Genomic DNA, 15,401 nt, shown 5'->3' with positions numbered 1-15,401 from the left:
AGCGGGATCTTAGGAAGGAACCCATGCCCGATTCGTCCATTAACTCGGATTCAGGTTTCAAGCATCTGTCCGTAATGGAAGATGCCGTGTCGCAGCCTGTCGCTGCTTTGCCTGCAGAGCTGCTCGATGGCGGGTTGATCATTGATGCCACCCTGGGCGGCGGCGGCCATAGTGCTCTGTTGCTGGAACGTCATCCAGATCTCCGCCTGATCGGTTTGGACCAAGACCCCACGGCTCGTGCGGCGGCGGCTGAGCGACTGGCGCTATTTGGAGATCGCGTCACGATCGTGGCGACTAATTTTGTCGATTTCAGCCCTGCCGAGCCGGCAGTGGTGGTGATGGCTGACTTGGGAGTGAGCAGTCCCCAACTGGATGTGGCGCAAAGAGGTTTTAGCTTTCGCCTCGATGGTCCGCTCGACATGCGCATGAACCCCCAGGTGGGCGAAACGGCGGCTGAGCTGATTGGGCGTCTCGAAGAAACAGAGCTGGCAGATCTCATCTATGCCTATGGCGAGGAGCGCTTGTCCCGTCGCATCGCCCGGCGCATTAAGCACGATCTGGCAGAGCAAGGACCCTATGCCGGCACCGCCGCTTTGGCTTATGCGGTGGCTGGTTGCTATCCGCCGAAGGCCCGTCATGGTCGTATCCATCCAGCCACTCGCACTTTTCAGGCCCTGCGCATTGCTGTGAATAATGAATTGGATGCCTTAGATCGCTTCTTGCAAAAGGCCCCTGACTGGTTAGTCCCAGGTGGTTTGCTCGCAGTGATCAGCTTTCATTCTCTTGAAGACCGTCGCGTCAAGACTGCTTTCTTGCGTGATCAGCGCCTGGAGCGGCTAACCCGTAAGCCTTTGGTGGCCAGCGAGATGGAGATCGCTGCCAATCCACGCAGCCGTAGTGCAAAGTGTCGATTCGCTCGCCGCTTGCCTCAAGCGACCACTGCCGATGCCCTCTGATCCAATCTGGTGGTGGGCTTTTGGAGTGCAACTGCTAGCTCTCCCTGGAGCATTTTTGCCGGTGTTACCGAGTTTGTTGTGGTTGCCACTCGGTGCTGGTTTATGGGTTTGGCATGTGGGCTGGAGTGCAGGTTGGCTCAGCCTTGGTTTGGCCTGCATGGTTTTTTTACTTGGCCTTATTGCTGATCTGTTAGCGGTAGCTCTTGCTTCTGCTCGTTTACGAGCAAGCCGCTGGGCAGTTTTGGGTGCTGGATTGGGGCTGCTGCTTGGCTTGGTGGGTCTATTGCCGGCTTTGCCTTTTGGAGGCCCATTGCTAGGGGCTCTCTTTGGACCTTGGCTGGGTGCTGCTTTGGTGGAAACGTTGACGGCTAGTCAACCTCCTTTAGCACTTGGATGGTTGTTTGCTGCTCGTCGTGGTGCGCTGGTCGGGCTTGCAGTGGTTGCTGGCTTATTGGTGAGCCGAGTAGCCCAATTCGTTTTGGCGCTACTCGGCATCGCTGGTTTTTTGCTGCTCAGTTGGGCTTAAGCAGGCCAGTGTTGTCTGTGCTGCCGAACAACTGACGGTAGGCCGCAGTTGAGATGCAAACCATGGCAGGAACCATCACGAACAGACCTCCATAGTGGAAGGTGGCGGCGATGGCATGGATCACAGCCTCCACAATCAGCAGCCAGAGCACGATCCACCAGGAAGGGTTGATCACATCGATACCAGAACTCAATGCATTGGCTGAGTTCTTGCTGCCAAGCAGGCTGTTTTGAACGAGGAACTGTTGGGTGACCAGGAACCAGATTGCAAAGATTGCTAGGGCAATGCTTGGAATCACGATTAGGGCTTGATTGATCTGGCCTAGCCCCAGGCCTATCAGGTAGGCAATCACCGAGGCAACAGCGATCACGACGATATAAAGAATCAATGAGCCCAGTAGCCGCCAGCTGGAGCTTTGATCCCAACGTGTAAAGACGGCGAAGTCAGGCTTTTGACCATCGAGTGCTGTCCAAGCGCCTCGGATTAGTCCCACAATTCCCCATAGCACCACGATGATGTAACCGAGCAGGCCAACGACCAGCAGTAGATAACCCAGGACTGGATGTAACCATGCAACTTCTTTGACAGCGGCGATGCGAGTACCGCCAAGAGCAGCAATGCCGATGAAGGGGAGCGTGACCACCCCCACCAGGATTTGGAAAAGCAAAAAACTCCAGGGAGCTTTACAGAAGGCGTTCCAGCCGTCCTCGACGGCTTTGAGCACCTGAAGGTTGGAGCCGGTTGGAGTAGTTGCCACCGTCTAATACACAGATGTTGTTGAAAACTAGCCGCAGTAACAGTTTTGCTCAGGATTTTTTGAAACTGCGACATCGATTGTGAGGCATTTGTTGCTATCTAGCTTTCAGGTCGGTCACGACATTGCTAATCGACTCCACGGCCTGGGTGATCTCTTCGCTTGAGGTGTTGCGACCCAAGCTCAGTCGAAGCGAGGCTTCCGCCTCAGCTGATGTGCGTCCTAAGGCCATCAGCACATGGGATGGGGCTCCTTGGCTGCAGGCAGAGCCGCTGCTGCAAGCAATGAGCGGTCGCAATTGTTGATGCAGGCTGCTGCCACGCACTCCTGGAATTGTGATGTTGAGATTGTGAGGCAGCCTGTGCTCTAGAGATCCATTGAGGATGAGATCGGGGAGGCGTTCTCGTAAACCATCCCAGAGTTGATTACGCAGTGTGCAGAGCTTGTCTTGGCGGCTCGTGATGTCCTCCATGGCGAGTTCTACGGCTTTAGCGAGGCCCACAATTAATGGCACGGGTAGTGTCCCAGGCCTTAGGCCCTGCTCTTGGCCCCCACCCCACTGCAAGGGTTTGATTGGCACTTCAGGACGTACGACGAGTGCGCCGATCCCTTTAGGGCCGTAAAGCTTGTGGCCGCTGATGCTGACCAGATCGAGCCCGAGAGCATCTGCATCGAGATGGACGTGACCCAAGGCTTGTGCGGCATCGCTATGCAGAACCACATCACGCTTACGGCAAAGCTCTGACAGCTCTGCTAGGGGTTGGATGACACCCGTTTCATTGTTGGCGACCATCACGCTCACGAGCAGCGTGTCGTTTTCAAATGCCTCAGCCAGTTGCTCCGGTCGCAGTAGACCATCAGCCCGTGGTTGTAGTTCGGTTAGTCGGAAGCCTTCCTTTTGCAGTTGGCGCAGCGGATCGAGTACGGCATGGTGTTCAGTAACCAGCGTGATCAGGTGGCCTGGTGCTCCGCGTTGTTCTGCTCTTGCCCTGGCATGGCCCACTAGCGCCAGGTTATTAGCTTCTGTGGCACCGCTCGTAAAGATCACTCGTTGAGGTGTGACGCGCAGATGGCAGGCCAGTTGCTCTCGAGCGAGGCTCACTGCGGCTGCGACCTTCAATCCAGAGCGATGTTGGCGGCTTGAGGCATTTCCCCAGTCCTCGCTCCAGTAGGCGGCCATGGCCTTGACAACCTCGGCAGCACAGGGTGTGGTTGCCTGATAATCCAAGCAAAGGGGGGATTGTTTTAGGGATCCACTGGAAAGGCTTGGCAGCATGGTGGAAAGTTCCGTTGCTCTGTCGCGCATGCGTCGTTCTTTCAGGATCGTTGGTCTGAGCCTCACGGCCTTGTTTTTGTTATGCCTGCGCCCTTCACAGGCTATTGAGCCTCAGGAGGTTATTGAGCAGATGAAGAAGAGTAGGCCTGCCAATTTGGTGGTGTTAATTAAGCGCCCTGATGTTGGTGGCGACTATCTCTTGGGGATGTATGCGCTCAAGACGGACAAGTTTGATCAGGATCTGCGCCGCTTCAAACTTTGGCAGGAGTGGTCATATGACCTCAACGTTTACACGGAGTCAGTGAGCTGCAGCACCGAAGAACCTCTCCGGATCACCCGAGATAGCAGAGCGGTGTATGTGCGTCGTCTTAATCCAGGGGGGATTGTGAACCCAGCGAATCGGGAGGACCATCTTGTGTGGTGGGCGGCTTGTGTCCCAGAGCTGGGCGGCACAGATCCAACCAATCTGAAAGATAAGGCTCTATCACTCGGTTATTCAACCGTGTTAGTTGAATCCCAAGAAGTCTTGGTCGGACCAGTCCGTTGAGGTCCCTATCGCTTCAGGACTGTTGGCGCTATCGCTTCTAGATTTTTGCAGCTTGCAATCCTGTTGGCCCATGAGTGAGACCCTTCCCCAGAATGTGGAGGCTGCCCCGTCTCCGCGGTTACTACTGGTTGATGATGAACCCGGACTGCGCACTGCGGTGCAGGCTTATCTGGAGGATGAAGGATTTGAGGTCACCACTGCTGTCGATGGAGACGATGGCTGGCAGAAGGCTCAAGAGATGCTGCCTGATTTGGTCATCAGCGATGTGATGATGCCGCGTTGTGATGGCTATGGACTGCTTAAGCGGATGCGGGAGGACGAGCGCTTGGGTGGCACTCCTGTGATTTTTCTCACTGCTAAGGGGATGACGGCCGATCGCACCGAGGGTTATCTGGCTGGGGTGGATGACTACATCCCTAAACCCTTTGACCCTGAGGAGTTGGTGGCTCGTGTCCGCAACGTGGTTCGTCGGCAAGATCGCCTTCTTCGGGAAGCAGCTCGTTTCGCGGATACTGATGTGGGTCAGATGGCCCGGCAGATCACAGAGATTCGCACCATGCTTGCCCATGGTGATGGCAGTTCATCCAAGGATGTAGCGCTTCACAATTTCACGCCGCGGGAGGCGAGTGTTCTGCAATTGGTGGCTGAGGGGTTGATGAATAAGGAGATCGCTCGGAAGTTGGAGACATCAATTCGCAATGTTGAGAAGTACGTGAGTCGTCTGTTCATCAAAACGGGCACGTCAAGTCGCACTGAGTTGGTTCGTTATGCCTTGGAAAACCAGTTGGTGACATGACCATTGGCAGGCTGCAATGGCGTGTCTGATGCGGATTGGCTCTCAGCCAGCTTCAACCATGGCTGGACCTACAGCCAACGCATTGCTGCTGTGGATGCTGGTCGAGGGTTGGTGGAGTTGCTTGCGGTGCATTACACCCACTCGAGTCGCGATGTATGGCAACAGCGTTTGCAGGCGGGGCAGATTCGGCTGAATGGCAAGCTGGTGGTATTGGATCAGCTGCTCGCCTCAGGTGATCAGGTGTGTTGGCAGCGGCCTCCATGGCTGGAAGCTGCGGTTCCGGCGAGCTGGGAGGTGATTTTTGATGATGGCGATCTGCTGGTCGTCAATAAGCCTTCAGGGTTGCCGGTGATCCCAGGTGGGGGGTTCCTTGATCACACGCTGACGGGGCTGCTGCAACGTCGTTGTCAGCTGGATGGGGAGTCTCGGCTGCCAAGGCCGGTGCATCGCCTGGGACGGTTTACATCGGGACTGTTGATCTGCGCTAGGCAAAGGGAGACTCGAGCGAAACTCTCAGCGATGTTTCGTCGTGCCACTGCCGGTGATCAAGGCTGCAAGAAGATTTATCGCGCTTTGGCGCACCGCAATCTGAATGTCCATTGCGATGAGGTTGCCACGATCAGGGTCCCGATTGTGCAGACGGCTCACCCCATGGTGGGCAAGGTTTGGGTTGCTGCTGATTCATCTCGGCAACATGATTCAAAGCAGTCTGAATCTCGTGTTCTTACAGCCTTGTCAACTGTGCGATTGCTGGAGCGACGTCAGGATGCAGATTTGCTGGAGGTCGTAATTCAAACTGGGCGTCCGCATCAAATCCGAATCCATCTGGCAGCGATTGGTTCGCCTTTGATTGGCGACCCTCTCTACGGTTTTGATGGGCAGATTTCATCAGCAGCAACACCAGGTGATGGTGGTTATTGTCTTCATGCTCACAGGCTTCTGGATGTGCCTTACCGCAACCGTCTGCATGGCTTCACAGCCTGCTCGCCGCGGCGCCTCCAGATGAAGACGGAAAGATGAGCGGCGCCTATTTCACCAGTTAGGGTGCTCGTTGAATCCCCAAGAGCTCGTGACTTTTTGATGTTGAAGCGTGGGTTGCTGATTGCATGCTCTTTGATGGGAATTGCCGGTTGCTCTTTTAATTCTGTGCGTCAGCATGAAGTGTTGCAGCCTGAAAGATTGGACCTGCAATTATTAGTCTGCAAAATAAAATCCACGTTTTTCTCTGATGCAAACCAGGACGGACAAATTTCAGTGGAGATCATATGACCTATGTTTTTAATGTTTCTGAGGATGCTGCTTGTGCTCAGTCGCAATCAACCTTTTATGGCGTTGAGCAGATTGTGATGAGGCAGGCTTTGGGGCATGATCGGCAGCAGGCTTTTGTGACCCATTTTCAGGGAACTTTTAGGTTGAAGAAAGGCAATCTTCAGTTGCGAGGCCTGGGTTCTCTTGGTTTAAGCGCTAGCAAGTGGAAAGCTATTAATCAACCCGGTTCTATTGATCTTGTTCTTGCCAACATCTTTCCTGAGAGCCATAGGCTTTCAGTTATTGGCGAGGGTGACTCTTATGCTGGGCTGGTGGGCACTGCATTTTTTAAGCCTGGAGATGTAGTGGCAGTTGATATTAACTTGTTTAGCCAATTCAAGCTTGATTGAGTTTGATGGATATGGTCTTCCCCTATTGTTTTTGCAAGAAGATTTGGCTGTGATTTTAAATTTTCTTGAACTCAATTAGTCGTGAAAAGTAGAATGGAGCCTGATTGAGTTTGCTGCGGATGGGTTCGAATCCGCAGCCCATTGCGGCTTTGATGATGCCGTCTTCGCGAAGGGTATACGCGCGAGTTGTTTTACTAGGCCCTGGGAACAGCTGGCCAATGCGTTTGAGTAGCGCTAGTAGAGGGGTGTAAGGGGCAAAGCTCACTACCAAACTTTCTTGTGTGAGTCCGCATAGGTGACGGACCATCTCTTCAGCTGCTTGTTGGGGGTAGTGGATGAAGACATCCAGGCAAATCACGGTGTGAAAGCAACCCTGCAGGCTTTCGAGGTCGGAGGTCGTGAAAGTTAGTCGGCTTAGATCCAGCTCTGCATCTGCAGCGCGTCGTTTGGTTTCGGCCACCATGGCGGCGGAAATGTCACTTGCGGCAATCGATCCAGCCCCCATTGCGGCCAGAGGAAGGCTGAGGCTTCCTACCCCGCAGCCGGCGTCGCAGAAACTCATGCCACTCAGATCACCGCGTTCCTGAAGCCAGGCGAGCACATCATCCACCGTTTTTTGATGGCCGATGCGGATGTTGCGCTGCACTTTATTGACGTCATCACTTTCGCTGTAGATGCGATTCCAGCGATCAAACCCTGTTCCGTTGAAGTAGTTGGCTACTTCAGTTTTTTCGGCCTGTTTGAGCTCTTGGCGCTGTTCCATGGCCATTGAGTTGGGTTCAGACGATCGGGATCTTAAGCAGCATGCTTCCAGATCAGCTCTTCAGTATCCGGTTTCCACTGCCAGCGCAGTAAGTCTGTTAAGGGCTGATTCACAAGTAGCTCATCCAGTGTGCGGCCATTGCCCATTACCTGACGAGGGGCCATGGTGGCAGCCCAGATGGCCGCGGCAGGTTCACCACTCCAAGTGGCTAAACGTCGACTCCCTTCCAGGAGGGGCAGTGTGACTCCTGCCAAAGTGCCATCTTCCAAACGACAGGTTCCTTTTTCGACCAGCAGAACTCTTTCATCCCAGCGATATTTGCCATCTTTGAGGCCGTAGGGAGCGAGACTATCGCTCACAAGTACCAGCTGTTGTGGTGCCAGTCTTTGCAATAGCACCGCCATGGTGGGTTCAACATGAACTCCATCGGCGATTAGTCCCATAGCGATCTCTCCATGCATGCAGGCTTCCCCCACCGGGCCAGCTGCACGATGGTGAAGACCGGGCATAGCATTGAAGGAGTGGGTCAGCATTCCCACTCCCTGGGAGAAGGCATCGGCAGATGCTTCCCCATCTGCGTTCGAGTGCCCTAGGCATATCACGATGTCTAGGGTCCTGAGTCGTTCAATCACTTCAGATGATCCGGGCAGTTCTGGAGCCAGGGTCATCAAAGTGATGTCTTGCTCAAAGCCGCGAATGCGTTCATCCAGTGCGCTTAGGCTCGGAGCACAGAGATGCTCCAGGGGATGGGCGCCGTGGCGTGCTGTTGCCAGAAAAGGGCCTTCAAGGTGGGCACCCAGTAGTTCACAGCGTTGCGGGCAGTGTTGTGCTCGGGCTGCATGCAGCACCGTTAAAGATTGACGCAGGGCTGCTACCCCGCAGCTCACAAGCGTGGGGCAGATTGCCTGTACACCGTCTTGCCAGAGTCTGTCGAGCAGCTTCAGGAGCTGGGGAATGTCTTTGGCGGTGAGCTCGGGGAAGGCCAATCCAAGCCCTCCATTGATTTGTAGATCGATGCCCATGGGGCTGAGCCAGTCGCCCTGCCAGCTCTCCCCGTCCATGGCAGAGCCATCTGCCATGGGTTGAACACTGAGCACCCGCTCGTGTTCATCTACGGCCATCCACCACAGCTTGGTGTCCACGGCTTTGTTGAGAGGTTCGGGCAGGCGGATGTGGGTGATCCGATGCATGGGAGGTGGCCAGGCGGTGCTAGTGCGGGACCATGGCATTGTCGTCATTATTCATCGTGACCTCTGCTTCTCTGCCTGTGCCTTTGGCAGCTGCTGAATCGCCGCCGCAGGTGGCTGTGGTGATGGGTAGTGATTCTGATTTGCCAACCCTGCAACCGGCCGTCACCGTCTTAGAGGAGTTCGGTGTGAAGGTGGAGGTGCGTGTGCTTTCCGCGCACCGTACGCCCCTTGAGATGGTGGCCTTTGCAAAGGAGGCCCATCAGAGAGGTTTGAAGGTGATCGTGGCAGGTGCCGGCGGTGCTGCTCATTTGCCGGGCATGGTGGCGTCACTCACCACGCTGCCAGTGATTGGAGTACCTGTGCAGAGTAGAGCTCTTTCCGGGGTGGATTCCCTGCATTCGATTGTGCAGATGCCTGGGGGAATCCCTGTGGCAACAGTGGCGATTGGTGGAGGGCTTAATGCTGGCTTGCTGGCGGCTCAGATCCTGGCGATCTGTGATCCACAGCTTGCAGAGCGGTTGAGGGCCTACCGCCAGGATCTTCACGATGCTGTGGTAGCCAAGGATGCTCGCTTGTTGGAGCTTGGCAGTGAGGCTTATTTGGGGCAGATGTGACGGTCCTGTTGGAACTGATCAACTCTGATGAAGCCATGGGTATGGTCCCGGCTTGATCATTGCGTATTGAGGTTTGATGCTCAGTCATCCAGTGGCCCGTCTTCTGGCTTTTGCCGTTGTTCCGGCTCTAATCGTTTATGTCGTTGTTCTCGCCCTTGCGGTTGCCGCTGGCATTGAGCCAGGCTTGGTTGTGCGTGACCTGATGCAGACCTGCAAGTACCCAATTGGCGTGGGAATGCTTTCCAATTTGGGCATTCTGCTTTGGGCTGCGGCTGCGGCGATTAGTTTTTTTGCTTGTTTTTCGGGGTTGGTTGTTCAGCGTGGTTGGTGTCAGCTGCTGCTCGTAGGAGGAATCTTCTCCACCACGCTTTGCCTCGACGATCTCTTCTTGCTGCATGATCGCCACGTGTTAGGGCACGAGGGCTCTTACTACATCCTCTATGCCGTTCTTGCCGTGATCATTTTGTTGCGCTTTCGTCAGCTTGTGCTCCAGGCTGATGGTGTGGCTTTCCTGGCGGCGGCCTTGCTGTTGGGCCTCTCGGTGTTGAGTGATCGCTTCCAGGAGTCTTTACCCATTGGCTACGCCACAGTGCAGTTGTTTGAAGAGGGCTTTAAGTTTGTTGGGATTGCCTGCTGGCTTGCCTTTTGGTGGCAGGCTTCTTGGCGAGGAGCCAAGCTTCAGGCTAGCGACTGATCTGCTGAGGATCTCAATGAGAGTTCTCTGATGCTTGGGCCATTGGTATTCCCGATCTGGTTGCGGCTCAGTCTGGTTTTGCCTCTGTTTGCCCTCAATCTTTGGGTGCTGCGTCAGTTACTAGTGCCTTTGGCTCCTTTCCCTGGGCTGTTTGTCACTGCAGCGCTCATTGCATTTTTGCTAGATATTCCGAGTCGCTGGATTAATCAGCGTCTGGGGTTGCCCCGTTGGCTGGCCATCGGTGTGGTGGCAGTTTTGGCGGTTGGCTTGTTGGTGTTGGCGGGCGTTGCTTTGGTGCCTCGTCTGATTGATCAGCTTGGCCAGCTGATCAATGAATTACCCGGTTGGCTTGTGGCTGCAGAAGGTTGGGTGAGTCGGCTGCAGGAATGGGCTTCGGGGCGGGGATTGCCAAGTGAATTCGGAGACTTCAGCAGTGATCTACTGACACGACTGAGCGGCGTGGCGACTCAGTTGAGTCAGCAATTACTCGGCATTCTTGGAGCCACTCTTGGCATCACCATCAACACGTTGTTGGTGCTTGTCTTGGCAGTGTTTCTTTTGCTGGGGGGCGATCCAATTACTGCTGGGCTGGCTCGTTGGCTGCCAGATCAATGGAGGGAGCTTGTGGTCGATACGATCACGGGCACATTCCGTGGTTATTTTGCCGGGCAGGTCTTGCTTGCACTGATTCTCAGCGGCGGCCAAATTGCTGTTTTTACGCTGCTAGATATTCCCTTTGGAGTGTTATTTGCGGTCTTAATTGGTTTTACGACGTTGATTCCTTACGCCAGTGCGCTCACGATTGTTGGTGTTAGTGCACTGCTCGCATTACAGGACCCTCGCATGGGTCTAGAGATTCTTGCCGCTGCGATCGCTGTTGGTCAGATTGTGGATCAAGTGATCCAACCGCGCCTGATGGGAAGTATCGTTGGCTTGCAGCCTGCTTGGTTGCTGATTGCCTTGCCGATTGGTGCCAGAACAGGAGCATTATTTGGTTTTGGGCAGCTCTTGGGGTTATTGCTGGCTGTACCTGTGGCGAGTTGTATTAAGACACTGGTTGATGCTTGGCGGGAATCACCTTTCGATCCAGCAGAGTCTTGAGCACGATCTCAACGCAACTGTCCAGACTTTGCTCACCGGTATTGATCTTTAGTTCGGGTGACGCAGGGTCTTCATAGGGGCTGGAAATACCGGTGAAATCTTTGATTTCGCCTGCCCTGGCTTTGGCATAAAGCCCTTTGGTGTCGCGCTCTTCGCAAATGCTTAGGTCCGCTGCACAGTGGATTTCGATGAAATCATCAACATCTACAAGCTTGCGGGCTTTGTCACGGTCGGCTCGAAAGGGGGAGACGAAAGCGGTGAGCACGATGACACCGGCATCGAGGAAGAGCTTGGCGACCTCGCCGATGCGGCGAATGTTCTCCTCTCGATCTGAGTCGGAGAAGCCGAGGTCTTTGCAAAGGCTATGGCGAATGTTGTCGCCATCTAAGACATAGGTGGCAAGACCTTGCTCAAAAAGTGCCGCATTCACTGCATTGGCAAGGGTGCTCTTGCCAGAACCGGATAGGCCAGTGAACCAGAGGATTGCACTGCGGTGGCCGCGTTGTTGTGCTCGCGATTGACGGTCTACGGAGGCTTCATGCCAGACAATGTTCGTGCCCTTGGGGTTTGTGTCTCCTTGCGGGGCAGAGCTCATGGTCTTGATGTTGATTGGGCTGCCATTCTCCATTCCGCCTAGCTGATCTGTCAGCTCCTTTCAGCCACCAGCTTGTTTGGGACGGAAGCCCTCGCTTTGCAGGAAGTCCATCACCAGGGTCACCTGGTCGCCCTGTAGCTCGAGTAGATCGTCTTTGACTGTTCCGCCGGTGCCAGCGCGGGCCTTAAGGCGCTTGAGCAAAGCCTTGGCTTCTGTCGCGGTGAGTGCCAGCCCAGTGATCTGGGTCACTGTTTTGCCACGCTTGCCTCCGCGTGTGCGTTGCACCCGCACAGCTTGCTGCTCCTTGGGATTGGCTTGGCTGATATCGGGGCGTTCCAGCGCGCTGGATTGCCCTGAAAAACCACCTGGGCCTGTGAATTCCTGCCAGCCACCTCGGGGCATTGTCTGATCGCCAATGTTGTGAATGTACGGGGGTTGGTGTTTTTTCATGCCATCTTCGAGGTGATCAGATGCAACTCCGCAATCCGATGGCTGCTGGTGATGCTCTGCTGGATGGTTGCTGCAACAACGATTGCAGCGCGAACGCGAATGAATTGAGCTTGAGTAGAGAGCTGATTCCCATTTCAGCGGCCGCATCCTGATTGCAGATGCCATCAAGCTGGGGGCACCGTGGCGTCTGTGGGCGATGGCATGAACGATGCACCGCTGATTGCTCGCGCTGATGTAGGCATGGCGATGGGAGCACTCGGCTCTGATGCCGCTATTGAAACCATTGATGTGGTGATCAAGACCGATGACCCGTCTCAGGTCGCCAAGGCGATTGATATCGGCAAGCGCACCAGGCGGATTGTTTGGCAAAACATCGCTATGGCGCTGAGCGTGAAGCGTCTGTTCATCGCCTTGGCTGCCTTTGGTGCGGCGACTCTTTGGTCGGCTGTCTTTGCTGATGTAGGCGTTGTCTTGATGGCAATTCTCAATGCCTCGTGCGTTTGGCGCCGTTCATTTGGCTAGTAAAAACTCCCTCTAACTTTGCGGCTTCAAACGAAAGCAATCTTTGCTGCTTGGGGTGATTCTTTCGATTCCTAGGCTGGGGTTGTTCTTGCCTGGCGTACCGGTGACCAGCACTCTGCCCTCTCAGCCCAAAGATGCGGACCTCGCTGTGAGTGCGCGACCTTCTGCCCAGGGGCGTTTCGGCAGATATGGGGGCCAGTACGTGCCCGAAACCTTGATGCCTGCCTTGGCTGAACTGGAGCAAGCAGCTGCGCTGGCATGGAAAGATCCTGCCTTCACTGCTGAGTTGGATCGGTTGCTGCGTAGCTATGTGGGTCGGGCGACGCCGCTTTATGAGGCTGAGCGACTCACAGCGCATTACCGCCGTGCAGACGGAGGCCCCAGGATCTGGCTCAAGCGTGAGGATCTCAATCACACAGGCGCCCACAAAATCAATAACGCTTTGGGTCAGGCTCTGTTGGCCTTACGCATGGGTAAAAAGCGGATCATTGCCGAAACAGGTGCGGGTCAACACGGTGTGGCCACGGCCACGGTGTGTGCCCGCTTTGGTCTTGAGTGTGTCGTCTACATGGGCGCTGAGGACATGCGCCGTCAGGCGTTGAATGTGTTCCGCATGCGTCTGCTGGGAGCCACAGTGCAGCCTGTCACTGCGGGCACGGCCACGCTGAAGGACGCGACGAGTGAGGCGATTCGTGATTGGGTCACCAATGTGGAAACCACCCATTACATCCTTGGTTCGGTGGCTGGTCCCCATCCCTATCCGATGCTTGTTCGCGACTTTCATGCCGTGATCGGTCAGGAGGCCAGGCAGCAGTGTGCTGAGGCTTTCGGTCGCTTGCCTGATGTTCTTTTGGCGTGCGTTGGCGGAGGGTCCAATGCCATGGGTTTGTTTCATCCCTTCGTGCAGGACCGCTCTGTGCGCATGATTGGAGTTGAAGCTGCTGGTGATGGTGTTGAAACTGGTCGTCATGCAGCAACAATCACCGAGGGTCGAGTAGGCGTCTTGCATGGAGCGATGAGTTTGTTGCTTCAGGATGATGAAGGTCAGGTGCAAGAAGCCCATTCGATTAGTGCCGGCCTCGACTACCCCGGCGTTGGACCAGAGCACAGCTACTTGTGTGAGATTGGTCGGGCGGAGTATGCCGCGGTTAGCGATCAGCAGGCTTTGGATGCCTTGCGCTTGGTGAGTGAACTAGAGGGAATTATTCCTGCCTTAGAGACGGCCCATGCCTTTGCTTGGTTAGAGACGCTTTGCCCCACTCTCGCCGCTGGAACAGAAGTGGTGATCAATTGCTCTGGCCGTGGCGATAAAGATGTCAACACCGTGGCAGAGAAACTTGGTCATCAGCTTTGAATGATGGCCGTTGGCAGTCTTAAGGCACTCGCTGCTGCATGGTGATGAGCTGCTGCAGATGTTTCGCTGCCAACCAAACCACTGCCTTAAGTCCAGCTCTGCAACTTCAAAAAAATATGATGAGCTGATGGCATCAGCTCTAAATCATCAACAAGGGGTTGCCGAGTAACTGATCACGAGAACGAATAACGCAAGGATCAATCAGTGCATGGGCTCCATTGTTCAGCTTTTGTTGAATCGTTTACTCCGCCGACAACCAAGTCGCCGAACATCGGTAGTCGTAGCAAAAAAGTTTGCAACTCATCGCTAGCTGCCTCGCTTAGCAGAGCAGCCTTTCAAGGTGATTCGCCACGCTGCTCACGGCTGCCTTGGCTGTGGCATAAGCCATGCGCATCGGGCCAACGAGAGCAACCTGTCCGATGCCTTCCCCGGAGCTGTGATAGGTCGCTTGCACCACGGAACAGGCTTCTAGGGCGCTCTTGGGGTGTTCAGCTCCGATCCACACGCCTCCAAGTTGCTCACTGCCAACTGGCACCACTGCAGCTGGCTGCGTATCCATCAGTTCCAGTAAAGGTTGGAGGCTGGCGCTACTGCTGAATTCTGGCTGCGCAAGCAGCCTTGACATCCCATGGAACACTGCATCTGATTCAGCCGGTGTTTGAGCTTGGCTGTGGCTGTGAATCGCCTCTCGCAGTAAAGATCCGCTCAGATTGAGCTGCGGTGGCAGGCTCGACCAGTCGAGGCTGCCGTTGCCCGTTGTGGCCAGTTGATCGCGGGTCCACTCCTCGATGGCTTCGAGTTCGTTGCTGGCTTCATGGGGCAGCCGCAGATTGAGATGACTGGCTTGGTTGGAGCTTTCAACCAGCATCACCAGCAGCCGGTCGCCACTGCGCACCAGGCGTACGGCTTGAAGCGTTGGCTTTGGCCGTGCGGGCCTTGTGATCAAGCTCATCAGGCCAGTGAAATCGGTGAGGCGACGGGCCAATTGCCACATCAAGTCATCGAGAGCTGCCCAGCGCAGACTGAGGTTTGTCAGTTCCCGTTCCAGGTGTTGCGCCGCCGATCCTGGAGGCGGCAGCAAGCAGTCCACATAGTGGCGATAGCCCTGCGGGCTCGGCACTCTTCCCGCCGAGGTGTGAGGTTGGGTGAGCAGGCCACGCTGTTCAAGGGCCCCCATTGCCGAACGAACCGTTGCGGCGCTGGCTTTGAGGCCAAAGCGTTGCACCAGGGTTTTGCTGCCGACGGGCTCAATCGTGTCCACGTAGTGGTGCACCGTTGCTTGAAGCACCTGCTCTTGTCGTGCCGGTAGCGACTCCAAAGCGGTGACGTCGGGATCTTGATGGTACGGGGGGGTCGCCCTGCTTTTGTGCTCTGTCACGAACTCACTAAGCGGGCCTCAGTGTTGGCGCAGTTTGCTTGCAACCCAGCATCACCAAGTCTCGATGCTTCTTCCCAGATTGCAGCTGTTGTGTTTCTCGTCGTGTAGCTCGACAAGATTTTGTGGCGGAAATTGTGTGGCTGTTCGCGATTCAGTTGGCTTGCACAAAGAGACCTGTCAATCGACTCATTGATGTTGCCTTTGTGAGCGCTTCATACTGGGCGCAA

17 protein-coding genes and 1 pseudogene are annotated in these 15,401 nt (G+C 55.2%); 11 read left to right on the top strand and 7 right to left on the bottom strand.

The features are described from left to right. The first annotated feature begins 23 nt into the window (after positions 1–23). Both rsmH and SIB79_RS10655 read left to right on the top strand, forming a co-directional pair. Complete coding sequence (gene rsmH / locus SIB79_RS10660) at positions 24–956, top strand: 16S rRNA (cytosine(1402)-N(4))-methyltransferase RsmH (RefSeq protein ID WP_063404704.1); 933 nt, start codon at positions 24–26, stop codon at positions 954–956. Continuing rightward, complete coding sequence (locus SIB79_RS10655; RefSeq protein ID WP_063404706.1) at positions 946–1,482, top strand: DUF456 domain-containing protein; 537 nt, start codon at positions 946–948, stop codon at positions 1,480–1,482. The genes rsmH and SIB79_RS10655 overlap by 11 nt, the downstream gene beginning before the upstream one ends. Here SIB79_RS10655 and SIB79_RS10650 read toward each other — a convergent pair. Both SIB79_RS10650 and SIB79_RS10645 read right to left on the bottom strand, forming a co-directional pair. Continuing rightward, on the bottom strand, positions 1,469–2,239 hold the full coding sequence (locus tag SIB79_RS10650; RefSeq protein ID WP_063404708.1) for a hypothetical protein: 771 nt from the start codon (positions 2,237–2,239) through the stop codon (positions 1,469–1,471). The genes SIB79_RS10655 and SIB79_RS10650 overlap by 14 nt on opposite strands. Positions 2,240–2,333: 94 nt before the next feature. Continuing rightward, on the bottom strand, positions 2,334–3,542 hold the full coding sequence (locus SIB79_RS10645; protein WP_236072704.1) for a cysteine desulfurase family protein: 1,209 nt from the start codon (positions 3,540–3,542) through the stop codon (positions 2,334–2,336). On the opposite strand from SIB79_RS10645, the gene SIB79_RS10640 reads away from it, so the two are divergent. The 4 genes from SIB79_RS10640 (at position 3,541) to SIB79_RS10625 (ending at position 6,513) form a co-directional block, all read left to right on the top strand. Continuing rightward, the gene (locus SIB79_RS10640; RefSeq protein ID WP_236072705.1) at positions 3,541–4,059 is read left to right on the top strand and encodes a hypothetical protein; all 519 of its coding nucleotides are present in this window, start codon (positions 3,541–3,543) and stop codon (positions 4,057–4,059) included. The genes SIB79_RS10645 and SIB79_RS10640 overlap by 2 nt on opposite strands. Positions 4,060–4,129: 70 nt before the next feature. Continuing rightward, entirely contained in the window at positions 4,130–4,855 is a 726-nt protein-coding gene (locus SIB79_RS10635; protein ID WP_011131408.1) for a response regulator transcription factor, read from the top strand. Between the two features lie 21 nt (positions 4,856–4,876). After that, positions 4,877–5,875, top strand: coding sequence for a pseudouridine synthase (locus SIB79_RS10630; protein WP_236072706.1), 999 nt, complete (start codon positions 4,877–4,879; stop codon positions 5,873–5,875). A 245-nt stretch (positions 5,876–6,120) separates the two neighbouring features. Next, positions 6,121–6,513 carry a hypothetical protein gene (locus SIB79_RS10625; RefSeq protein WP_236072707.1) on the top strand — a complete coding sequence of 131 codons (393 nt, stop codon included), beginning with the start codon at positions 6,121–6,123 and terminating at the stop codon, positions 6,511–6,513. 55 nt (positions 6,514–6,568) lie between these two features. On the opposite strand, the gene bchM is transcribed toward SIB79_RS10625, so the two are convergent. Together bchM and SIB79_RS10615 are read right to left on the bottom strand one after the other, a co-directional pair. Next, positions 6,569–7,282, bottom strand: a complete 714-nt coding sequence (bchM, locus tag SIB79_RS10620) for a magnesium protoporphyrin IX methyltransferase (protein ID WP_063404716.1) — start codon at positions 7,280–7,282, stop codon at positions 6,569–6,571. 26 nt (positions 7,283–7,308) lie between these two features. Continuing rightward, positions 7,309–8,466 (bottom strand): N-acetylglucosamine-6-phosphate deacetylase, encoded by a 1,158-nt coding sequence (locus SIB79_RS10615; protein WP_063405370.1) that lies wholly within the window; start codon positions 8,464–8,466, stop codon positions 7,309–7,311. Positions 8,467–8,498: 32 nt separating this feature from the next. Here SIB79_RS10615 and purE point away from each other — a divergent pair, with 32 nt between their 5' ends. From purE to SIB79_RS10600, 3 genes are all read left to right on the top strand, one after another. Continuing rightward, positions 8,499–9,080: a 5-(carboxyamino)imidazole ribonucleotide mutase gene (gene purE, locus SIB79_RS10610; protein WP_080502871.1), complete on the top strand. Its 582-nt coding sequence runs from the start codon at positions 8,499–8,501 to the stop codon at positions 9,078–9,080. A 76-nt stretch (positions 9,081–9,156) separates the two neighbouring features. Continuing rightward, positions 9,157–9,774, top strand: a complete 618-nt coding sequence (locus tag SIB79_RS10605; RefSeq protein WP_063404717.1) for a hypothetical protein — start codon at positions 9,157–9,159, stop codon at positions 9,772–9,774. 30 nt (positions 9,775–9,804) lie between these two features. Next, positions 9,805–10,875, top strand: a complete 1,071-nt coding sequence (locus SIB79_RS10600; protein WP_063404719.1) for an AI-2E family transporter — start codon at positions 9,805–9,807, stop codon at positions 10,873–10,875. Here SIB79_RS10600 and cysC read toward each other — a convergent pair. Then, the gene (gene cysC / locus SIB79_RS10595; RefSeq protein ID WP_196757648.1) at positions 10,820–11,470 is read right to left on the bottom strand and encodes an adenylyl-sulfate kinase; all 651 of its coding nucleotides are present in this window, start codon (positions 11,468–11,470) and stop codon (positions 10,820–10,822) included. The two genes, SIB79_RS10600 and cysC, sit on opposite strands and share 56 nt — an antisense overlap. A 60-nt stretch (positions 11,471–11,530) precedes the next feature. Beyond that, complete coding sequence (locus SIB79_RS10590) at positions 11,531–11,872, bottom strand: translation initiation factor (RefSeq protein ID WP_063405372.1); 342 nt, start codon at positions 11,870–11,872, stop codon at positions 11,531–11,533. A gap of 228 nt (positions 11,873–12,100) precedes the next feature. Between SIB79_RS10590 and SIB79_RS10585 the strand changes: the two are divergent. Together SIB79_RS10585 and trpB are read left to right on the top strand one after the other, a co-directional pair. Then, positions 12,101–12,442 (top strand): annotated as a pseudogene (locus SIB79_RS10585) (HAD hydrolase family protein); the annotation flags it as partial. A 103-nt stretch (positions 12,443–12,545) separates the two neighbouring features. Beyond that, the gene (trpB, locus tag SIB79_RS10580) at positions 12,546–13,796 is read left to right on the top strand and encodes a tryptophan synthase subunit beta (RefSeq protein WP_063405374.1); all 1,251 of its coding nucleotides are present in this window, start codon (positions 12,546–12,548) and stop codon (positions 13,794–13,796) included. 319 nt (positions 13,797–14,115) lie between these two features. On the opposite strand, the gene SIB79_RS10575 is transcribed toward trpB, so the two are convergent. Further along, complete coding sequence (locus SIB79_RS10575) at positions 14,116–15,174, bottom strand: HrcA family transcriptional regulator (RefSeq protein ID WP_063404725.1); 1,059 nt, start codon at positions 15,172–15,174, stop codon at positions 14,116–14,118. Positions 15,175–15,401: the final 227 nt, after the last annotated feature.

The sequence above is a fragment of the Prochlorococcus sp. MIT 1342 genome (genome assembly GCF_047304495.1).
In the GTDB taxonomy this organism is placed as follows: Bacteria; Cyanobacteriota; Cyanobacteriia; order PCC-6307; family Cyanobiaceae; genus Prochlorococcus; species Prochlorococcus marinus_D.
Note: the sequence above shows the minus strand (reverse complement) of the source record. Positions and strands in the feature narration are given on the sequence as shown.